This is a genomic window from Jatrophihabitans sp., assembly GCF_036389215.1.
Taxonomy (GTDB): Bacteria; Actinomycetota; Actinomycetes; order Mycobacteriales; family Jatrophihabitantaceae; genus Jatrophihabitans_A.
This window is the reverse complement of record NZ_DASVQG010000211.1, coordinates 1-21,081: the sequence shown is the minus strand read 5'-3', so window position 1 is coordinate 21,081 and position 21,081 is coordinate 1. Positions and strand designations below refer to the sequence as shown.

General features: G+C 68.4%; 17 protein-coding genes, 2 tRNA genes and 3 pseudogenes. 18 read left to right on the top strand and 4 right to left on the bottom strand.

Annotation, left to right across the window (positions count from 1 at the left end; translation table 11 throughout):
* Positions 1-99, bottom strand: a pseudogene (locus VF542_RS11395) (XRE family transcriptional regulator); the annotation flags it as partial.
* A gap of 78 nt (positions 100-177) precedes the next feature.
* On the opposite strand from VF542_RS11395, the gene VF542_RS11390 reads away from it, so the two are divergent.
* The 7 genes from VF542_RS11390 (at position 178) to VF542_RS11360 (ending at position 7,302) form a co-directional block, all read left to right on the top strand.
* On the top strand, positions 178-1,113 hold the full coding sequence (locus VF542_RS11390; protein WP_408651824.1) for an NAD(P)/FAD-dependent oxidoreductase: 936 nt from the start codon (positions 178-180) through the stop codon (positions 1,111-1,113).
* A 64-nt stretch (positions 1,114-1,177) separates the two neighbouring features.
* Positions 1,178-1,462 (top strand): hypothetical protein, encoded by a 285-nt coding sequence (locus VF542_RS11385; RefSeq protein WP_408651823.1) that lies wholly within the window; start codon positions 1,178-1,180, stop codon positions 1,460-1,462.
* A 61-nt stretch (positions 1,463-1,523) separates the two neighbouring features.
* Positions 1,524-4,301, top strand: coding sequence for a LuxR C-terminal-related transcriptional regulator (locus tag VF542_RS11380; RefSeq protein WP_408651822.1), 2,778 nt, complete (start codon positions 1,524-1,526; stop codon positions 4,299-4,301).
* 89 nt (positions 4,302-4,390) lie between these two features.
* Positions 4,391-4,702 carry a hypothetical protein gene (locus VF542_RS11375; RefSeq protein ID WP_408651821.1) on the top strand — a complete coding sequence of 104 codons (312 nt, stop codon included), beginning with the start codon at positions 4,391-4,393 and terminating at the stop codon, positions 4,700-4,702.
* Between the two features lie 37 nt (positions 4,703-4,739).
* A complete protein-coding gene (locus VF542_RS11370; protein WP_408651820.1) occupies positions 4,740-5,522 on the top strand; it encodes a DUF4386 domain-containing protein in 783 nt (260 codons plus the stop codon).
* Between the two features lie 56 nt (positions 5,523-5,578).
* Positions 5,579-6,490 (top strand): ABC transporter ATP-binding protein, encoded by a 912-nt coding sequence (locus VF542_RS11365; protein WP_408651819.1) that lies wholly within the window; start codon positions 5,579-5,581, stop codon positions 6,488-6,490.
* Positions 6,487-7,302, top strand: coding sequence for an ABC transporter permease (locus VF542_RS11360; protein ID WP_408651818.1), 816 nt, complete (start codon positions 6,487-6,489; stop codon positions 7,300-7,302). Before VF542_RS11365 ends, VF542_RS11360 begins: the two co-directional genes overlap by 4 nt.
* A 115-nt stretch (positions 7,303-7,417) precedes the next feature.
* On the opposite strand, the gene VF542_RS11355 is transcribed toward VF542_RS11360, so the two are convergent.
* Positions 7,418-7,492, bottom strand: a tRNA-His gene (locus tag VF542_RS11355).
* 354 nt (positions 7,493-7,846) lie between these two features.
* Positions 7,847-8,440: pseudogene (gene orn / locus VF542_RS11350) on the bottom strand (oligoribonuclease); the annotation flags it as partial.
* Between the two features lie 87 nt (positions 8,441-8,527).
* On the opposite strand from orn, the gene VF542_RS11345 reads away from it, so the two are divergent.
* Positions 8,528-8,827 (top strand): 4a-hydroxytetrahydrobiopterin dehydratase, encoded by a 300-nt coding sequence (locus tag VF542_RS11345; protein ID WP_408651817.1) that lies wholly within the window; start codon positions 8,528-8,530, stop codon positions 8,825-8,827.
* A gap of 1,130 nt (positions 8,828-9,957) precedes the next feature.
* Here the strand turns inward: VF542_RS11345 and VF542_RS11340 are convergent.
* Positions 9,958-10,030 (bottom strand) — tRNA-Arg (locus VF542_RS11340).
* Between the two features lie 164 nt (positions 10,031-10,194).
* Here VF542_RS11340 and VF542_RS11335 point away from each other — a divergent pair.
* From VF542_RS11335 to VF542_RS11290, 10 genes and pseudogenes are all read left to right on the top strand, one after another.
* Positions 10,195-11,154: a GlxA family transcriptional regulator gene (locus VF542_RS11335; protein ID WP_408651816.1), complete on the top strand. Its 960-nt coding sequence runs from the start codon at positions 10,195-10,197 to the stop codon at positions 11,152-11,154.
* Positions 11,155-11,317: 163 nt separating this feature from the next.
* Positions 11,318-11,815: a single-stranded DNA-binding protein gene (gene ssb, locus VF542_RS11330; RefSeq protein ID WP_408651815.1), complete on the top strand. Its 498-nt coding sequence runs from the start codon at positions 11,318-11,320 to the stop codon at positions 11,813-11,815.
* Positions 11,816-12,505: 690 nt separating this feature from the next.
* The gene (locus VF542_RS11325; protein WP_408651814.1) at positions 12,506-13,054 is read left to right on the top strand and encodes an IPT/TIG domain-containing protein; all 549 of its coding nucleotides are present in this window, start codon (positions 12,506-12,508) and stop codon (positions 13,052-13,054) included.
* Between the two features lie 28 nt (positions 13,055-13,082).
* Entirely contained in the window at positions 13,083-13,742 is a 660-nt protein-coding gene (locus VF542_RS11320; protein WP_408651813.1) for a hypothetical protein, read from the top strand.
* A 2-nt stretch (positions 13,743-13,744) separates the two neighbouring features.
* The gene (locus VF542_RS11315) at positions 13,745-14,089 is read left to right on the top strand and encodes a hypothetical protein (RefSeq protein WP_408651812.1); all 345 of its coding nucleotides are present in this window, start codon (positions 13,745-13,747) and stop codon (positions 14,087-14,089) included.
* A gap of 110 nt (positions 14,090-14,199) precedes the next feature.
* A complete protein-coding gene (locus VF542_RS11310) occupies positions 14,200-16,932 on the top strand; it encodes a hypothetical protein (protein ID WP_408651811.1) in 2,733 nt (910 codons plus the stop codon).
* Positions 16,929-18,305 carry a hypothetical protein gene (locus VF542_RS11305; RefSeq protein WP_408651810.1) on the top strand — a complete coding sequence of 459 codons (1,377 nt, stop codon included), beginning with the start codon at positions 16,929-16,931 and terminating at the stop codon, positions 18,303-18,305. The genes VF542_RS11310 and VF542_RS11305 overlap by 4 nt, the downstream gene beginning before the upstream one ends.
* Positions 18,306-18,419: 114 nt before the next feature.
* A complete protein-coding gene (ettA, locus tag VF542_RS11300) occupies positions 18,420-20,102 on the top strand; it encodes an energy-dependent translational throttle protein EttA (RefSeq protein WP_408651809.1) in 1,683 nt (560 codons plus the stop codon).
* A gap of 38 nt (positions 20,103-20,140) precedes the next feature.
* Complete coding sequence (locus VF542_RS11295; RefSeq protein WP_408651808.1) at positions 20,141-20,623, top strand: acyl-CoA thioesterase; 483 nt, start codon at positions 20,141-20,143, stop codon at positions 20,621-20,623.
* A gap of 3 nt (positions 20,624-20,626) precedes the next feature.
* Positions 20,627-21,081 (top strand): annotated as a pseudogene (locus VF542_RS11290) (hypothetical protein); the annotation flags it as partial.

Sequence of the window (21,081 nt, the reverse complement as noted above, 5' to 3'; positions counted from 1 at the left end):
CAGAGCCGTCAGGGTCACCCCGCGCTGGGTGCGCAGCTGTTTCAGCCGCGGACCGACCTGGTCGAGCGCGGCCGCGATCGCTGCTGAGGTGTCCTGCATCGCCCCATTGCACACCGGCTTCCCGGAAACAGCAACGATTGTTGTCAGTCCGGGAACCGCTCGGCCACTCTTGCCCACATGAGCGAATACGACGTAGTGATCATCGGCGGCGGCGCTGCCGGACTGTCCGCGGCACTGGTGCTGGCCCGGGCCCGCCGCCGGGTTCTCGTGGTGGACGCCGGCGCCCCGCGCAACGCCCCCGCGGCGCACCTGCACGGCTACCTCTCGCGGGACGGCCTGCCACCCGGCGAGCTGCTGGCCGCCGGGCGGGACGAGGTGCGCGGCTACGGCGGCACGGTGTGCGACGGCAACGTCGCGGAGCTGATCCGGTGTGGCCGGTCCGGGTTCGCGGTACTGCTGTCCGACGGCCGGCGGCTGTCGGCGCGGCGGCTGCTGGTGGCGACCGGCCTGCGTGACGAGCTGCCCGACATCCCGGGCCTGCGCGAGCGGTGGGGCCGGGACGTGCTGCACTGCCCGTACTGCCACGGCTACGAGGTGCGCGATCAGCAGCTCGGCGTCCTCGGTGGCGCGCCCGGCTCCGTCCACTACGCCCAGATCGTGCGGCAGTGGGCGGCGGACGTGGTGTTCTTCGCACCGTCCGGGACGCTCACCAACGCCGATCGCTCGCAGCTGGTGGCCAGGGCCGTCGGGGTCGTCGAAGGGGCCGTCACCCGAGTGCTGGTCGAGGACGACCGGGTGTGCGGTGTCCAGCTGGACGACGGCCGGGTCGTCCGCCGGAACGCGCTGTTCGTGCCGCCGCGGTTCGTGCCGAACAACGACGCCCTCCTCGGACTGGGCTGCGACATCGATGCGGACGGGTGGGTGGTCACCGGCGCCAACGGCCAGACCAGCGTCCCGGGCGTGTGGGTGGCGGGCAACGTGGCCAACCCCCGAGCCCAGCTCATCACCGCCGCCGGCGAAGGATCCGCGGCCGCCATCGCCATCAACGCCGACCTGGTGGACGAGGACGTCCGGATCGCCGTCCACGACTTCAACCAGGGCTTCCTGCCCTGACCGTCGGGCGCGCTCTGCCCGCAACCCCACCGACCATCCACGAGTGAAATCCCAGGGAGTTCCCATGTCCGATCCCACGATCCCGAACCGCACCGCGCTCGCGAACCCCGTCACCACCACGAGCCGCGCACGGGTGTCACCGCCCAGCAAGCATCAGCTGGCACTGATGATCTGGGTCTGCGTCTTCCCGACCCTGACCGCCATCAACCTGGCACTGGGCGACTGGTTGGCGCCGATGTCGCCGGTACTGCGCACGTTCGTCCTGGCCACCGTTGCGGTGCCGATCGTCATCTACGGCCTGATGCCGCACCTGCACCGGCTGCGCGTCCGGTTGCTCAGTCGGGGCTGACCTCCCGGCCGGTGCTCTACTCTCGTGCCACTCCACCTGGAGAGCGGACGAGGGGGCTGGCATGGCAAGCCCTGTGGTTCAGACCAAGCTCTACATCCCCAAGCCGCGACGGTCCCTGGTCGCGCGCCCGCGACTCAGCGAGCGGCTGCGCCGGGGGGCCGAGTCCAGGTTGACCCTCGTCTCCGCCCCGGCCGGGTTCGGCAAGACCACTTCGCTGGCCGAGTGGCTGGCCACGGGCTCGGCTGACAACCGGGCGGTGGCCTGGCTGTCCCTGGAGGAGAGCGACCGCCAGCCGGCCGCGTTCTGGAGCTATCTCATCACCGCGCTCCAGGTCGCGGCGCCGGGTGTCGGGGCCGGTGCGCTTGCGCTGCTGCAGTCGGGGCAGGCGCCGATCGAGACCGTGCTGGCCACGCTGCTCAACGAGCTGAGCACCGTGCCGCGGGAGCTGGATCTGGTGCTCGACGACTACCACCTGGTCGACGGGCCGGAGCTGCAGGCCGGCATGGCGTTCCTGCTCGAGCACCTCCCGCCGCACGTGCACCTGGTGCTCAGCACCCGAGCCGACCCGGCGCTGCCGCTGGCTCGGCTGCGGGCCCGCGGCGAGCTGGTCGAGGTCCGCGCCGCCGATCTGCGCTTCACCCGCGAGGAGGTGGCGGCGTACCTGAACGAGGTTCTCGGACTGGACGTGGCCGCGACGGACATCGCGGCGTTGGCCGGGCGCACCGAGGGCTGGATCGCCGCGCTCCAACTCGCGGCGCTGTCGATGCAGGGACGCGACGACGTCACGGCCTTCATCGCCGGCTTCGCCGGGGACGACCGCTACATCGTCGACTACCTGGTCGAGGAGGTTCTGGACCGGCAGCCCGACCAGGTCCGGAGCTTCCTGCTCCAGACCTCCGTCCTGGACCGGCTCAGCGGCCCGCTGTGCGACGCCGTGACCGGGCAGCACGGTGGCAAGGCCATGCTCGAAGCGCTGGACCGCGGAAACCTCTTCGTGGTCCCGCTCGACGACAGCCGCCGGTGGTACCGCTACCACCACCTGTTCGCCGACCTGCTGCGGACCCACCTGGTGGACTCACAAGCCGACGAGGTTGCCGAACTGCACCGCCGGGCCAGCCGGTGGTACGAGGAGAACGCCCAGCCGCCCCAGGCGGTCCGGCATGCGCTGGCCGCCGGGGACGTCGAACGGGCGGCGGAGCTGATGGAATTGGCGATTCCCGGCCTTCGCAAGAACAGGCAGGAGGCCACCATCCGTGGCTGGCTCGACGCCATCCCCGAGGAGGTGGTTCGCCGCCGGCCGGTGCTTGCGATCGGCTTCGTCGGCGCGCTGATGGTGGGCAATGAGTTCGACGGGGTCGAGAGCCGGCTGCGGGACATCGAGCGGTGCCTGGAACCCACCGGCGCACCCGTGGCGACCCCGGCGGCGGAGATCGTTGTCGTCGACTTCGACGAGTTCGCCCGGCTGCCGGTGGTGATCGAGATGTACCGTGCGGCGCTCGCCCTGGTCCGGGGTGACGCGGCAGCCACCATCCGGCACGCCGAACGGGCCATCGACCGTGCGGCTGCCGACGATGTCGGCCGCGCCTCGGCCTCGGCCCTGTTGGGCCTGGCGCTCTGGGGTGGCGGGGATCTCGAGGCGGCGCACCGGGCGTACTCGGCGTGTGTCGAGGGGCTGCGGCGGGCCGGGCACATCGCGGACGTCCTCGCCTGTTCGATCACGTTGGCGGACCTGCGGATCACCCAGGGCCGGCTGGGTGATGCCCTGCGCACCTATCAGGAGGCGCTGCGGCTCGCCGCCGGCGAGACCGGCCCGGTGCTGCGTGGAACGGCCGACATGTACGTGGGGTTGAGCCAGATCGCCTTCGAGCGGAACGACCTGCAGGCCGCCGGCCAGCACCTGCAGCGCGCCCAGGAACTCGGCGAGCACACCTGGTTGCCGCAGAACCCGTACCGCTGGCGGGTCGCGATGGCTGCAATCCGCGAGGCGGCAGGAGATCCCGACAGCGCCCTCGACCTGCTCGACGAGGCGCAGCGGGTGTACGTGGGTGACTTCTCCCCGAACGTCCGACCGGTCCCGGCGGTGCGGGCCCGGGTGCTGGCCGCACAGGGGCGGCTGTCCGAAGCCCTGGCGTGGGCGCGGGAGCAGGGCCTGTCGGCCGCGGACGAGCTGTCCTACCTGCGGGAGTTCGAGCACATCACCCTGGCCCGGGTGCTGCTGGCGCAGTTCAGGACCGAGCGCTCCGAGCCGCTCGCGCGGGAGGTTGCCCAGCTGCTGGAGCGACTCCTGCAGGCGGCCGAGGCGGGGGAGCGGGCCGGCAACGTGATCGAGATCCTGGTGCTGCAGGCGCTCACGTGCCAGGCCCGCGGCGACGGTGCGGCCGCGCTGGCGGCGCTGGAGCGCGCGCTGCGGATGGCCGAACCGGAGGGCTACGTCCGGATGTTCGTCGGTGCCGGACCGGCCATGGCGCCGCTGCTGAGAACGATCTTGAAGCAGCGGACCGAGTCGAGCTATGCCCGTCGACTGCTGGACGCCTGCAGTCCCGCCAGCGGCAGTCAGGCCGGCGGCGATGTCGGCGGCAGCCAGACCGGCGCAGGCATCCCCGCCGCACCCGCTCCCCAAGGCCTCGTCGAGCCGCTCAGCGAGCGGGAGCTGGACGTGCTCCGGCTGCTCGGGTCCGACCTGGACGGCCCTGACATCGCGCGGGAGCTGAGCGTGTCGCTGAACACGCTGCGGACCCACACCAAGAACATCTACGCCAAGCTCGGCGTCAACAACCGCCGGGCCGCGGTGCGTCAAGCCGCCGAGCTCAACCTGCTGTCGCGCCGCCGCGCCCGCTGACCTCCGCGCCTGCCGCGGCGATAATTCACCACGCCTTTCACCACATGTGGTGATGTCCGCTCACCACATCGGCTCCTAGCTTTCGGTTCATGAGCCACACGTCCGCCGATGACCCGCAGGGTCAGGCAGATCACCCGCAGCGCCCCGCCGATCATCGGCACACCTCCGGCGGGTACCAGATCCGTCTCAAGGGGCACCTGGGCGCCCGCTGGGCCTCCTGGTTCGACGGAATGACGCTGACTCACCAGAGCGACGGCAGCACTCTCATCGAGGGCCCCGTCGTCGACCAGGCCGCCCTGCACGGGCTGCTGCGCACCCTGCGCGACATCGGCCTGCCGCTGCTCTCGGTCACCCAGATCGAGCCGGCCACTCCGGCCGACGTGCCCACCACCGAACGCTGACCACCACCCCAAGACCGCTCAGACCAAGGAGACCGACATGACCAGCACCGCACGAACCACAGCCACTGCCCCGAGCACCGCCACCCGGCGAGTTCGGATGGACTCCACCCGGCGAACCGCCCTCATCGCGGGCATCTTCTACCTGCTCACCTTCGCAGCCTCCATCCCCGCGCTGGTCCTGCTCAGCCCGGTGCTGAACCACCCGGACTACATCGTCAGTGCCGGCAGCGACACCCGGGTGCTGTGGGGCTGCGTCCTGGACGTGGTCACCGCCCTGACCGGCATCGGCAGCGCCGTAGCCCTCTACCCGGTGGTCAAGAAGCAGAACCACGCCGTCGCGCTGGGCTTCGTCACCAGCCGGATGTTCGAGGCCGCGGTCATCCTGATCGGCGTCGTGAGCCTGCTTGCCGTCGTCACGCTGCGCCAGGACGTCGCCGGCACCCCGGGCACCGACCCGGCCACCCTCACCACCGTCGGCCAGGCGCTCGTCGCGGTCCGGGACTGGACATTCCTGCTCGGCCCGAACCTGATGGCTGCCGTGAACGCGCTCCTGCTCGGCTCGCTGATGTACCGGTCCCGGCTGGTGCCGCGCATCATCCCCGCGATGGGACTCATCGGAGCCCCGTTCTGGCTCGCCGTCACCGGCATGAGCTTCTTCGGCCTCGCGGAGCACGGCCTGTTCGGCATCGCGGTGCTTCCGGTGGCTGCCTGGGAGTTCTCGGTCGGCGTCTGGATGGTCGTCAAGGGCTTCAGGCCGTCGCCCATCACCGCGGCCGCCGTCCCGTCCGAGGCCGGCCGCTCGCTGGTCCCGGTCGCCTGATTCCGCAGCCTTCGCGAGCGGCCCACCCGACACCCACCACTGACAGGAACCGCCTCATGATCACCATCGACAGGCTCACCAAGAAGTACGGAAGCGCCGTTGCCGTGGACGACGTGACCTTCACCGCGGCACCCGGCCGGGTAACCGGCTTCCTCGGCCCGAACGGGGCCGGCAAGTCGACCACCATGCGGATCATGGTCGGGCTCACCCGGGCCACCTCCGGCACCGCCGCGATCTCCGGGCGCAGGTTCGCCGACCTGCCCAACCCCGGACTCGAAGTCGGAGTGCTCCTGGACGCCTCGGCGCAGCACGCCGGTCGCACCGGCCGCGAGATCCTCACCGTGACCCAGCAGCTGATGGGACTGCCCGCCCGCCGGGTCGAGGAGATGCTCGACACCGTCAGCCTGACGCCCATCGAAGCCGGCCGCCGGGTGCGTGACTACTCCCTCGGCATGCGACAGCGGCTCGGCATCGCCGCCGCCCTGATGGGGGATCCCGAGGTACTCATCCTCGACGAGCCGGCCAACGGCCTGGACCCGGCCGGCATCCGCTGGATGCGCGACCTGCTGCGCGGCTACGCCGACCGCGGCGCGACCGTCCTGCTGTCCTCGCACCTGCTGCACGAGATCGAGGTGATCGCCGACGACCTCGTGGTGATCGGCCACGGCCGGGTCGTCGCCCAGGGCGCCAAGGCCGACCTGCTCGCCACCGCCGGAACGCTCGTCCGGACCCGGGCCGTGGGCCAGCTCGGCACCGCGCTGGCAGCCGCCGGTATCAAGTTCACCCAGCACCGGGCGACCAGCAGCAGCGGCACCCTGCGGGCCGAGGCCGAACCCGAACTGGTCGGACGGCTGGCCCACCAGGCCGGAGTGGCGCTCCTGGAGCTCCGCGCCGCGGAGGGCGCTGGCCTGGAAGAGATGTTCCTGGAACTCACCGCGGACACCCAACGAGAAGGAGCAGCAGCATGAGCACGTTAGCCCCGGAGATCCTGGCCGGCACCGCCGTCCCGCGCCCGGCCCGCACCGATCCCGCACCGATCCCGCTCTCCCGGATCGTGGCCGTCGAGCTGCGCAAGTCCTTCGACACCCGGGCCGGATTCTGGCTGCTCGCCAGCATCGGCATCGCGTCCCTGCTCGCCACCGTCGCCGTCATCGCGTTCGCAGCCACCGACGAGCTGACATACAGCACCTTCACGCTGGCCATCGGCTACCCGATCTCGGTGATCCTGCCGATCATCGCGGTGCTGTCGGTCACCGCCGAGTGGAGCCAGCGCAGCGGCCTCACGACGTTCACGCTGGTGCCCCATCGTGGCCGGGTCGTGCTCGCCAAGGCCATCGGCGCCGTGTCGGTCGCGATCGCCTCGATGATCGTCGCCTTCCTGGTGGGGGCGGTGGGCAACGTGGCGGGCGCGGCGATCCACGCCAGCCCGCTCGTGTGGGACCAGGACGCGGTCGACCTGCTGTACCTGCTGCTGGCCAACACGCTGCTGGTTCTGGTCGGGTTCATGCTGGGCGTTCTCATCCGCGGGTCCGCGGGCGCGATCGTGGCGTACTTCCTCTACGGGTTCGTCGTCCCCACGCTGCTCACCTTCCTGGCCCTGAACCAGGCATGGTTCCGCGACGCGCAGCCGTGGATCGACCCCAACTACAGCCAGGACGCCCTGTTCAACGGCGGGTTCGATGGCCAGCAATGGGCTCAACTGGGGGTCACCTCAGCGGTCTGGCTGGTGCTTCCCCTGGTCGTGGGTCTGGTGACCCTGCTGCGCTCGGAGGTCAAGTAGGGCTGAGGCCTTCGAGCACCGGTAGGGCTCGCCGCCGAACTGGGGAGAGCAGATATGACCGAGCGGGACGACAGAGCCCCCGGCCGCACACCTGCGGACCGGGGGCTCTCACGTGTGGTGAGCGACGGGACTCGAACCCGCGACATCCGCGACCACAACGCGGCGCTCTACCAGCTGAGCTACGCCCACCATCGCTGTGCCGGCCGCGGCGGCGCCCGGCACAGCCCGATCAGTCTAGCGGCTGGCCGGGCTCCGGCACGACCGGGTGGCCGGCCTCGGCTGCGGCCGCAGGGCCGTTAGGTGACGGAGGGCCGGCCTCGGCGGCGAGCGCGCTGGCGGCCCCGGCGGCCAGGCTGGGACCGGCCGCCGCGCCCGCGCCCGCCGCGGCGCCGAGGACGGCGGCAGCCTCAGCCGTCCGAATCGCAGCGTCGGTGTCCGCGCCGGCGGATGCACCGGCTGTCGCGTCCTCAGGTGTCGCGGCGTCGGCTGCGGCGGCGTCATCGAGTGCGGCATCCGGTGCCGGGAGCGCGTCGATCGGGACACCCAGGACGGCCGCCGCCGCCGCAGCGGCCTCCTCGCTGGTCGGCCCGGGCGGTGGTACGAAGATCGTCGCCCGGTAGTAGCGCAGCTCCTGGACGCTCTCGTGGATGTCAGCCAGCGCCCGGTGCGCCAGGCCCTTGGCCGGCTGGCCGAAGTACACCCGGCGGTACCAGCGCCTGGCCAGCTCCTTGATCGAGGAGACGTCGATCATCCGGTAATGCAGGTGCGCATCGAGTTCGGGCATGTCCCGGATGATGAAGCCGCGGTCGGTGGCGATCGAGTTACCGCACAGCGGCGCGGTCCGTGGCTCGGGCACGAACCGCTTGATGTAGTCGAGCACCTGCTGCTCGGCCTGGCCGAGGGTCACGGTGGACTGCCGGACCAGCTCGGTGAGGCCGGACGTCTCGTGCATCTGCTGCACGAACGGGACCATCGTCTCCAGCACGTCGTCGGCGCAGCCGATCACGATATCCAGGCCGTCGTCGAGCACGTTCAACTCGGAGTCGGTCACCAGCACGGCGATCTCGATCAGCGCGTCCCGGCTGAGTTCCAGCCCGGTCATCTCGCAGTCGATCCAGACCAGCTTGTCGTCCTTCAGGTCTCTTTCGGTCACGACGCCGAAGCGTAGAGCAGAATTCACCGGTGTGAGCCGCTACCAGGGTAGAGCGACCAGGAGGTGGGCAAGATGTCCAGGACGTTGTTGACCGCGGACGAGGTGCAGGACGGCCTGCGCGGGCTTGCTCCGAGCTGGTCGGCGGCCGGGAAAACATTGGTGAGAAACGTCGAGTTCGACTCGTTCCTGACCGCCGTGCGCTTTATCGACGAGCTGGCTCCGGTCGCTGAGCGGCTGGATCATCACCCCGATCTGCGGCTGTCCTGGCGAACCGTCGAGCTGAGCCTGTCGACGCACTCGGCGGGCGGGTTGACCGGACTGGATCTGGAACTGGCCCGCGAGCTGGACGCGATCATCGACCGCCTGAGCTGATCCGGTAAGAGCTGCCAACAACCGCCACGCAGCTTCGGTCGCTAGCAGGCAGCTGGTTTATGGCACATCCAAGCCAGGTCGTCTGTCGAGAGCATATGAAGGATCAGAGTAGAGTGCCGGATTAGTAGATAATTGACGCCCCAAGTCGGTAGTGGCATCCAATACCTCATGGACTACGACAGATAATAATTCCCTTGACTGTCTTTCAAGGGCGAGGCTGTCGGGGACGAAGTTGCTCACGGCCGACGGGCCCTGCAGGAACCCGATGAGCCCTACCAGCACAGCAAGGCTCTTACTTACCCTATTTCCGACTGAGGCTGCCTGACGAGCATCAAGCATTTCTTGGCGCGGAGAATCGGGCCATTTCGCAGATGACAGTGAGCAAGCCTTCGACTGTATCGGCTCCAGTATGGTTTGTAAGGTTTGGGCATCAATCCGGCGGAATCGGCGAGTGGACCGACATGCGGAGTCATAGATCGTGCGCAAGTCACATACGAGTGAGGGGGGATCTTGATCAGGCGGCGGCCAGACGAGGTTGGGATCATCGGCACTTCGCAATACCTCGTCTAAGCGCCGACCCAACGCGTCAAGCCAACCGATGTCCGCTAGCTGGGTCCTCGGACTCGGGAAGCCAAGTTTGGACAAGGATTTACTACTATGCCCTCGAAAAGCGCCGAGATTTGTACACAAGACCGATAGCGCGGTGTGTGCGGCCTCGTGGTGCGCCGTCTCGGAGGCGGCGAAATCGTTTAAAACTGCTTCGGCCTGGTAGAGGGCACTCACTCCGGGTAACAGCACCGTCAGGAAGCTGGCTGACTCATCGTCAAGACGTGTCATGTCGGCATCGTACCGGCTGGTGGGCTACTGAAGGTTGCAGCACCTAGGTGTGGGGATTGTGGTGATTCACCGATAGTCATGATGCGTATTCATCGTTGCACGGCGCACTGGTGTGCCAGCGGAATGGCGTGACGCAGGGTAAACGCAGCTATTGACACGCCGGAGAATGGATTATTGAGGCCACCGCAGCGGCAAGACCTGAGGTTTCCACCTTCATCATGTCTATACCTGGCTTCGACCTGTCCGCCGACGTGGCGCTCCGCCTGGGCCGCGAATTCGTAGCGGTCTATCGGCGCCCTCGGCAGGGTTCGAACCTGCGACAGCCCGCTTAGAAGGCGGGAGCTCTATCCGCTGAGCTACGAGGGCTTCCGAGGAACCATGCTAGCCGGGTCGTCCTGGGTGCAACCGGTCTAATCGACAGACCGACCCGCCGCTGTCAGCCGCACCGGAGCGGGTGTGTTCGTGCCAGTTTTGGCAGAAAAACTGCCGACCGCTGGAATTCTGCCACTCCGACGGCGCATGATCGGGGCATGTCGCTGCACAAAATTGTCCTGCTGATCTACCCGGGCGTGAACCCGTTCGAGTTCGGGGTCGCCTGCGAAGCCTTCGGGATCGACCGCTCCGATGACGGCCTGCCGGTCTATGACTTCGTCGTGGCATCCGAGACCGACAAGCCGATCCCGATGTCCAACGGCTTCACCGTTACGACCGGCCATCGCTTCGAGGAGGCCCTCGACGCCGACCTGGTGATCGTCTCTGCCGGCGCGGATACCAGCACCCCACCCGCGGCGCTTGCCGTCCTGGTCGCCGCGCACGCCAACGGGGCGGTGGTGACGGGCCTGTGCAGCGGCGCCTTCGCACTAGGCGAGGCAGGTTTGCTGGACGGCCGCCGGTGCACCACCCACTGGCTGCACGCCGCCGAACTGGCGGCCCGGTTCCCGGCCGCCGAGGTGGACCCGAACGTCCTCTACGTCTGTGACGGCCGGGTGTACACCTCCGCGGGCACCGCGGCCGGCCTGGACCTGTGCCTGCACATCATGCGCACCGAGCACGGCGCCCGGGTGGCCAACGCGGTCGCCCGGCGGATGGTGATGCCGGCGCACCGGGCCGGCGGCCAGGCGCAGTACATCGAGGCGCCACTGCCGCCCAGCGGCTCGGACGGGCTGTCTGAGCTGATGGACGCGCTGCTTGCTGAACTGCCGGCCGAGCACACCGTGAACTCGATGGCGGCCCGGGTGAACATGAGCCCGCGGACGTTCGCGCGCCGCTTCGCCGAGACCACCGGCACCACCCCGCACGCCTGGCTGCTGCGCCAGCGGGTGCTGCTGGCCCGGCGCCAGCTCGAAGCCGGGCACGAACCGATCGAGCTGATCGCGCGCCGGTCCGGGTTCGGAACGGCGGCCCTGCTGCGCCACCACTTCCAGCGCCACACCGGAGTCGCACCGACTGCCTACCGCCGGTCGTTCTCCGCCACCGGTTCGCCGGTCTGACAGGCCTGAATCTCGGGCCTGGCCACGGACGGTCGGCGCTGTCCACAGGGCGCCGGTGGTTTCCACATTCGACCTCCACGGCCGCCGGCCCGCCGCCCCGCGCGATTGAGTTGCCCCAACCCGAATGGGGCCCGGGCTTGCCCGGATATCTAAGGAGCTCATCGTGTCAGGAACCAGCATCACCATCGTCGGCAATGTGGTCGACGAGGTCGCCAACCGTCCCACCACCTCGGGCCTGTCCCGGGTGTCGTTCCGGGTGGCCAGCACCCAGCGCCGCAAGGACCGCGACACCGGCAAGTGGGTGGACGGCCACAAGCTCTTCGTGTCCGTCACCTTCTGGCGCGAGTTCGCCGAGAACGTCGCCGCCTCGCTCAAGAAGGGCGATCCGGTGGTGGTCAGCGGGCGGATCTTCTCCCGGCAGTACGTCAAGGACGAGGCGAACCACATCGCCTACGAGATCGAGCCGGAGTCCATCGGTCATGACCTGTCCCGGGGCACCGCGGAGTTCAAGAAGCGCAAGAACAGCTTCTCCGGTTCCGTCGAACTCGATGCCGACGGCATGCCGATCCGGGCCGAGGACCAGGGTTACGAACTCGTCGACGATCCGGACGGTGACGGCGACGATCAGGATCGGGTGGCTGAGCTGGCCGGCACCGGCTGAGCCGGAGCCCGCACGGCGACTCTCGACAACAGACCTCCGAGGGGGTGCCGACCCGCAGTGGCGGTCGGCACTTTACTCGGAGGTTTCCTTATCCGTAGTGCGCGATCTCTTCTGCGCCCTGATGCGGGGAAGCGGTGTCAGCTCGCAGCAGGTCCCTCCAGCTCGTCAGAGGATGGGAACGGGCAGGCGCAGGCAGTGGCGAACCAGTGCCTGGCCTACCAGCAGAAAGCCCGCCTGTGCAGTCAACTTTGCAGTCACCTGTGGATAATTCTGATGCACTTTTCGGCCCTGTCCATGAGTTTGCGGAGGCGTTTCCTGAGGCGGGTGTCGAAGCATTCTGTTGGTACCCGTTGCTTCCCGAGCGGACCTGGGATGCCCTACGCCATCAGGAAAATCTCGCATCATCTCTCTTGCCGAAACCCTTCCCATGGGCGCCGGAACGCGCCATGATGGCAGGGCAAGTAATCGGGCGGAAACCACCGAACACCGGCCGGGAGTGACGCGGACCCCATAATTCCAGCCCGTGAGCGTGCCGCTGAATCGCGCTCACTCTCTATACATTGTCGTTGTATGTGATTCCACGTGCGGCATTCCAATGCTACGTGTCCGAGTAAACCACCCGGATAACGACGAAGCAGTAAGCAACGCGCCCAACGCGCGCCAAGCTGTCGAGCCTCAGGAGAACAGGACGTGAACATCACCAGTTTCACCCCGACCAGCGGCCCCGCCGACACGGTCGTCACGCTGTCGCTCACCGACATGCCCCCGGACGCGAGCACGGACAACACTGTGGTGATCCTGAGTGGGTCTCCCATGGTCACGGTCGAAACCGTCACCGTCGGCGCAGATGGCTCCGGCACGATCGAGGTCACGATCGAGATGAATGCCCAGAGCGGCGACTTCGGCGTGTTGGTGTCCAGCCAGCAGGGCTATGCCACGGCACAGAGCGCGTCGATCTTCACCGTCGACCTGCCGGCGAACCAGCCTCAGATCACCAACATGACGCCTCGCACCGCCGTCGCCGGCCAGACGCAGATCATGTTGTCGGGCGTGAATCTCGACGAGATCCAGTACGTGCGGGTCGGCAACACGGCTGTCATGACCATCCAGCACGCCACCCCGAGCACCATGATCCGCTTCATGGTCCCGTCCACCGCCCAGTCGGGCCAGCAGCGCGTCTACGGCCAGTCACAGGAATACGGCAGGGTGAACAGCCCCTACATGCTCACTGTCCAGTAGCGCCTCATCACAAGAGGAAGTGATACCTATGCCCACCCCAGAAGACGTGATCGCCGCCTGGGCTGACATCACCCCCTGGGTCCAGTCGACACTGCCTGGTCTGGCCCAACAGCAGTCGCTGCCGAACGAATCGCAGGATGCCGGAGACATCGGCGCGTGCAATGGGCTGAACATGCCCGGATCCACCGCTATCTGGGGCAGCGACGGCGACGCGACAATCACCCTGACGTCGTTGAAGATCGCCAGCATGGCAGGGGTGCAGAGCCAGACCGCGACCTCGGTCGACGGCACCACGATGCACCTGCCGCTGTCCTTCTCCCAGCTCGAGATCGCCGGCAACTACGGCTACGCCCAGCCATGTGCCTTGTACGACATGGGAAAGAAGACCAGCACCACGACGACGAATGGCAGCGGCACGCTCACCCAGACCTTCAACAACAGCTCGCTCTACTACGTGGCCACCCTGGCAGACACCGTCACCCTCAACAGTGTTGTGGTCAACGGCAGCCCGACCGTCGCGGTCCATCCGGACACCGGTGGCATGCCGGCCTGGATGGCCGCTATCGGCAACTTCTTCTCGTCCTTCCACGAGGCCGACGCGCTGCGCACGAACGTGCAAAACATCTTCCTCACCGCCGATTTCAGCCAGACGATGATCGGCCTGCTCAACAACCAGATCGGAAGCTGACCATGACAGTGAATCTCGAAAGCTCGACCGTCGAAGTGCACCTCTGCACGCCGATCGGTGACCAGCCGCTGGGGCGCTTCGCCATCAACGCCGGCCGGGTCGAAGGCACCGACCATCGCGGAATCAACTACCGCGGGACCTGCACGCCGGTGCTGGACGGGGTCAACGTGGAACTGACGGCCCAGATCCCCGCAGGCACCCGGGCCGGCACCTCGTTGACCACCGAAGCAGCCTCCGAGCAGAGACTTGCCTTCTTCCTGAACGCCGATCAGGTCGCCGGCCGGCAGACCAAGTCCATCCTGCTGGTCGGGTTCGGGCTGGCTGACGTCCGCTTCGCTACCGCCTGAGCCCTTCCTCGTCCCCGGCCGAAGCGACGGCTGCTCACCGCGCCCGACCGCACCACAACCATCGCCCTGACGGCGCGGATGCCGGCCGGGCGCCTCCTGGGGAGTACGTCATGGCCGAAAGCCAACAACCACCGAACCCACTGCAACTCGGCCAGACGCTGTACGAGGTGCTGGATGCCAGTCTGGTCGCCACCCCGCGGGGCGCCGCCACCGCCTCCTACAACCGGGTCATCTACAACGCCGGCGGCGGCACGCCGGTAGAACCGCTCGATGTCGGCAGCCAGAGCCAGATCCTGGACGTCAAGGCCGCCACCATCATGCACACAGCCGTCCAGAGCATCTTCGTGCTCACCGCCCAGCAGGTGCAGGTCATCGGCAGCGCGGGCGGGGCCGCGACCTCGACCAGCTGGCCGGTCTCGGGCCTCAGCAGGATCGTCGACGTGGACCCCCAGCAACTGGATCACCCGGCGTTGCTGCTGCTGGGTCAGGATGGGAAGGGAAGCTTCCTGCAGTCTCTGGATTGCTCCACGGGCACCCTGGCAACCCAGCTCCGGCTTCCTGCCACGGTGACCGGAACGGCGGTCGGCGCGTTGCTGGTGCGCAACCAGCTCGATGCCCATGTCCTGGTGTGCACCCAGCACGACGACGGCCAGCTGGTGGTCTATGACCTCGGCTCCGGCGCCCTGGGAACCACCCCGGCCGTCGGCACGGTCGGCAGCGTCTCGCTCGGCGTGGCGCAGGCTTCGGCCGTGCCCGGAATCACCGCTGCGTCGCTGATCGCCGGAACAGCGGACCAGCAGGCGGTGCTGACCTATCCCGATTCCACCGGAGCGCTGCAGATTGCCGTGCTGGGCTGGACCAAGGGCGCCCTGGCGACGCTGGCGACGCTGGCGCCCAGCCTGAGCTTCGCCACGCCCGACCGGACGGTGTTCCGGGTGGCCGCCGGCAGCCTGCTCGGGGACGGCATCGACCAGGTCGTGGTCGGCTATGCCGCGACCTACGGATCGGTGCAGGGGTGTGCGGCGTTGCTGCTGCTGGAACTGCAGGCCGCCTCCGATGCGAGCCTGAGCCTGAAGCTGCTCAGCACCTACGCGGTCGCCAACGCCGGGCAGCCCTTCGCCTCGGTCGACCTGCACCTGGCGATGGGACTGTTCGGGGAGGAGCTGCCCTCGGACCAGCCGGCGCCAGTGGCTGACTCGACCGCTGGGGTCCTGGGCGTGCTGCTGGTCGGCGGTGGGGCCAGCTTCAGCCAGGTTCTGAAAGGAGAAGCCTCCATCCTGGCCGGGCTGGTGCCGGTGAACCCGGTCGAGAAGGCGTTCCCGCGACTGGGCAGCGCGCCGGCTGTGGCACAGGGCGTCTCGACCCTCATGACCATCGACTACCGCTCGCCGGGCTTCTTCGCGCTGCCCAGCGACGTCACGGGCCAGAGCGTGATCCTCGGGCCACCCACGCTGAGCCAGGCACTGGGCAAGGGCCAGCTGCTGGCGATCGTCCAGGCGCCGCCCTTCGAGCTGGGGGTGTCGGCCAACAAGCCCACGCTGGCCTTCGGTCAGAGCGTCTCCCAGATCAAGGGCTACAACGTCTCCTCGAACAAGACCTGGATGTTCAGCCAGGACACCGGCCTAACCATCGGCATCAGCGGCCAGACCCTCGGGCGCAACGTCAGCAACTCCTACGGCCACGGCTTCGACCAGATTGATGACAACTCCACCAGCACCCTCGTCCAGTCCACGGCCTCGATAACCTCCGACGACCTGATGGTGCTGTATTCGATGAGCTATTACGTCTGGACGTACCCGGTTTACCGCAAGGCAAAGCAGAGTGCGCCGGACGGCACCATGGCGGTGATCTTCCCCATGACGCCGGAACCGGAACAGAGCCTGCTGCCGGCCAATGACCCATCGCTGGGCTACAAACCGCGCTCTCAGAGCGGGGTCCTGCTCAGCTACGCCAACCTGCAACCCGACGGCTATGACCCCTCGACCCTGCTGTTCAACCTGATCAATGCCTCGGTGACCGACGACCAGAGCGGCATCAGCGTCTTCTACGACCAGACCGAGATGGTCACTGAGAACGTCAGCAAGACCTTCATGGTGCACAACTCGACCACCGACAGCGGGCACTTCTCCATCAGCACCACGCTGCTTGACTACGTGCCCATCAACTTCGGCCTGAACATGAGCCAGGGCCAGAGTTACTCCGAGTCCGACGTGCAGACGACGATGCTGTCGCACACCACCACGATGAGCATGACCGTGACCACAGGGAGCGTCACCGACATCGGCTACGAGTACCAGATGACTCCCTACATCTATCAGCACGAGACCATGGGATGCCTGATGGTGACCTTCGGAATCACGATGTCGGGCAAGTCCTGGAACAGCTATTACAAGATCCCCCAGGTGCTGCTGCAGCCGCTGTACCCCAATTCCAAGAACGTGGTACTCGCCGGGTTCAGCCGCTCCATCTCCTTCCAGCACAACGACGACGGCACCGTCGGGGTCAGCGTCGAGCTCTTCAACAACGGCCTCGAGGAGATCCAGAACGTGGTCTGCGACTTCTACAAGGGACCGCCGACCTCCGCGGGCGACAAGCTCACCCCGTCGGGAAGCGTGGTCGGCAGCCAAAGCCTGCCAACCCTGCTGGGCAGCGGCCGCGCCATCGTGCAGCTCGACATGGACCTCGCCGACGAAGATCAGGTCGTGGTCAACGTCTACGTCCAAGGGCTGCAGCAGATCATGAACAAGGTGTACTGGGGGGTCTATCCGCCACCGGCGTTCATGGACTGGCAGGGGCGGATGGCCTCGCTGGCGGCCGAGCGGGAGGGTGCGGACGCGCCATGATGCTGGTGGCCGCGGCCCGGGCAGCGGGTGACCCCGGCTACCCGGGCGGGGAAGAACTCGCCAGCATGCCGGCAGGACAGTCCGCCGAGACCGTGAAGGTGGTCCTGCAGTCCCGCCGGTTCGGCAGGGATCTGCAGGTCACTCGATCGGCCCGGCGGGCACTGGCACACCTGCGGGCCGGCACGCCGGACGTGCGGCCGGGGGATCGGCTCGGGCTGATCCTGGCAACCGACCGCGGCGACCAGCACGTGCTGGCGCACCGGCTAGCTGACTTCGGCCAGCGAATGCAAGGCGATGAGATCGCGCCGACGGATCTGTTCCGGGCCATCGCCTACTTCCCGGTCGGCAGGGTTCTGAAGAGCCTGGCCGACGAGGCGCACGCCAGTGGCCCGATCACGGCAATGCCGGCCAACCCGGCGCAGGCCCGCGCGGTGGCCGAGGTGTGGCTGGCGACCGGGCGGGCCGACCAGGTGGCCGTGGTGCTGGCCGAGGCATCGCCGGACGGCACGACGGCCGAGGCGACGGCACAACTCTGGCAGGACCAGGCCGGCAGCCGCCCGGCCGCACCGGCGCCCCTCGCCATCACGTCCTACCTGCAGCGCGGCCAGCACGCCGAGGGCGCCTCGTGCGCATCGATGGCAGCCGAGGTCATCACAGAGCTCGCACCGGGCTGTGGCCGCCGCGGCATCCTGATCGTCGGCTCGATGCTTGCCGACGCGGGCGAATCGCTGCTCGCGCACCTGGCACCTCGCGATCCCGGACCGCCGCTGGACAGCAGCATCCGCTCGCTGGCCCCCACGCTCGGTTTCAGCGAAGCATTCGTCCTGGTCGGCTCCTCCGGAGCGACGATGACCGCGCTGGCCCTCGCGCAGGATCTGATGGCCCTGGACCGCGCCGACTCGGTGGTGGTGTGCGGGGTGGACCTGGTGCACGGGGCGCTGTCGCGGGCACTGGGCCTGCTGCACTGCCAGGACCTGCCGCACCTGCGCGGCGGCGCCGCGGCGCTAGTACTGCAACGTCGCGGCGAACCGGGGACCGAGGGAGGACCGACGCTGGAGGCCTGCTCGCTGGTCAGCCCGGCGGTTCCGTCGGTGCCGGGCGTAAAGCTGGACCTGAGCGCCGTGGCCTGCCCATCCTCACCGCGGCGGCCGGCGCACGCGGTGCTCAGCGGGCTGCACACGATCGATCTCGACTGCGCCGAGCAGTTGGCCACCAGGCTGTGGCCCGGCACGCCGATCTCGGACCGCGCAGACGTCCGCAGCGTGGGCGCCGACGTGCTCCGGCTTGCCGGAACAGCGGCTGACCGGCAGCTGCCGATGGGGATCGCGGCCGTCCATTCCCTCGGCGGCACCGGTCACTGCGTGATCAGCTGACCGTGCCGGAGGCCGCTCGGCGAGGTCCGGTGGGGGTGGCGTCGGCTGGTTGGGCAGGTGGGACACTGGAGCCAACCAATGAACGGCTCGACTCGATAGCGGCAGGGACAATCAGTGGCTCAGTACATCTACTCCATGTACAAGGTGCGCAAGGCACACGGCGACAAGGTCATCCTCGACGATGTCACGCTCGCCTTCCTGCCCGGCGCCAAGATCGGCGTGCTCGGTCCGAACGGGGCCGGTAAGTCCACCGTGCTCAGGATCATGGCCGGGCTGGACCAGGCCTCCAACGGCGACGCCCTGCTCGCTCCCGGTGCCTCGGTGGGCCTGCTGCAGCAGGAACCGCCGCTGGATGAGACCAAGACGGTCCGCGAGAACGTCGAGGACGCGGTCGCCGAGATGCGCGGCTACCTGGCCCGCTTCGAGGAGGTCTCGGCGGCGATGGGCGATCCTGACGCCGACTTCGACACGCTGCTCGGCGAGCAGGGCGAGCTGATGGAGAAGATCGAGCACGGCGAGGGCTGGGAACTGGACTCCCGGATCGAACAGGCGATGGACGCGCTGCGCTGCCCGCCCGGCGACGAGGAGGTCACCCACCTCTCCGGTGGCGAGCGCCGCCGGGTGGCGCTGTGCAAGCTGCTGCTGGAGCAGCCGGACCTGCTGCTGCTCGACGAGCCGACCAACCACCTCGACGCCGAGAGCGTGCAGTGGCTCGAGCAGCACCTGGCGAAGTACCCGGGCACCATCCTGGCCGTCACCCACGACCGGTACTTCCTGGACAACGTCGCCCAGTGGATCCTGGAACTCGACCGCGGCCGGGCGCATCCCTACGAGGGCAACTACTCCACCTACCTGGAGAAGAAGGCCGAGCGGCTCAAGGTCGAGGGCAAGAAGGACGCCAAGCTGCAGCGGCGCCTCGTCGAGGAGCTGGAATGGGTGCGCCAGAACGCCAAGGGCCGGCAGGCCAAGTCGAAGGCCCGGCTGCAGCGCTATGAGGAGATGGCCGCCGAGGCGGAGAAGACCCGCAAGCTCGACTTCGAGGAGATCCAGATCCCGCCGGGCCCGCGGCTGGGCAACGTGGTGGTCGAGGTGAGCCACCTCGACAAGGGCTTCGACGGCCGGGTGCTGGTGAAGGACCTGTCGTTCTCGCTGCCCCGCGGTGGCATCGTCGGGGTGATCGGCCCGAACGGCGTCGGCAAGACCACCCTGTTCAAGACCATCGTCGGCTTCGAGAAACCCGACTCCGGAGAGGTCCGGGTCGGCGAGACGGTCAAGATCAGCTACGTCGACCAGAACCGGGGCGGCATCGAGGCGACCAAGAACGTCTGGCAGGTGGTCTCCGACGGCCTGGACTACATCAAGGTCGGCCAGGTCGAGATGCCCAGCCGGGCCTACGTCTCCGCCTTCGGTTTCAAGGGCCCGGACCAGCAGAAGCCGGCCGGCGTGCTGTCCGGCGGCGAGCGCAACCGGCTGAACCTCGCCCTGACTCTCAAGGAGGGTGGCAACCTGCTGCTGCTCGACGAGCCCACCAACGACCTCGACGTCGAGACGCTCGGCTCGCTGGAGAACGCGCTGCTGGAGTTCCCGGGCTGTGCCGTGGTGATCAGCCACGACCGGTGGTTCCTGGACCGGATCGCCACCCACATCCTGGCCTGGGAGGGCAACGACTCCAACCCGGCCCAGTGGTACTGGTACGAGGGCAACTTCGAGTCCTATGAGAAGAACAAGGTGGAGCGGCTGGGCGCCGACGCCGCGCGGCCGCACGCCGTCACCTATCGCAAGCTGACTCGCGACTGAGCCGGCCGTGACCGAGCAACGATAGGACGCTGCACCCGGTGGCACGCTTCATCGCCCGCTGCGCGATGCGGTGGTCGGACATGGATGCCTACGGCCATGTCAACAACACCGCCTACCTGGCCTACCTCGAACAGGCCCGGGTGTCGATGTTCTTCGACCGCTACGAGTCCACCTTCGCGCGCGGCACGCTGGTCACCCACCACGAGATCACCTACCTGCGCCCGGTGGTCTACCACCCGGAGCCGTTGCGGCTGGAGTTGTGGGTCGAGCGGATCCGGGCCGCCTCGTTCGACGTCCGCTACGACATCTACGACGGCCGGACGCTGGCTGCCAAGGCGGTCACCACGCTGGTCACCTTCGACTTCGCCACCGATCGGCCCCGGCGGCTGACCGCGGAGGAGAAGGTGATCTTGAACAGCTACTTGGACGATCCAGCCGGCCCGGACCAGACAGCCGGCCCGGACCAGACAGCCGATCCGGCGGCCGGTGCCCGGCCGCTGGCCCCGGCCGAGCAGGAGTGAGAAGTGCTGGACACCCTCGTCTCGCCGGCCCAGCTGGCTGACTTCATCCCACTGGCCGAACGCGCGGTCTCGATCGAGGCAGCCTCGATGATCCGGTTCCGGGCAGCCGAGCGGACGGTGGCCGGATTCGTGCGGCTGCCCTACGACGTGCTGGCCGGCCGGACGCTGGCTGCCGAGCCGGCTGCCTCCTTCGACATCACCGTCGCCGCGGCCGACTTCCTGCACTGGGCGGACAGGTCCGGCCCCGCGCCGGCCGGCAGGGACGCGCACTGGCTCAGCGCCCTGCCGCCCCGACGCGGCTGGCGACGGGTCGACGTGGTGCCCGACCGGGTGATCCGCGACCTGGTGCGCTCCGGAGCCGAACTCGCCGCCGGGGCCACCAGCCGGCAGAGCCAGGAGTCGCTGCTGGCCTCGGTGGTGCTCACCGCGGCGGCCGGGGACGGCTCGGCACCCGCCGT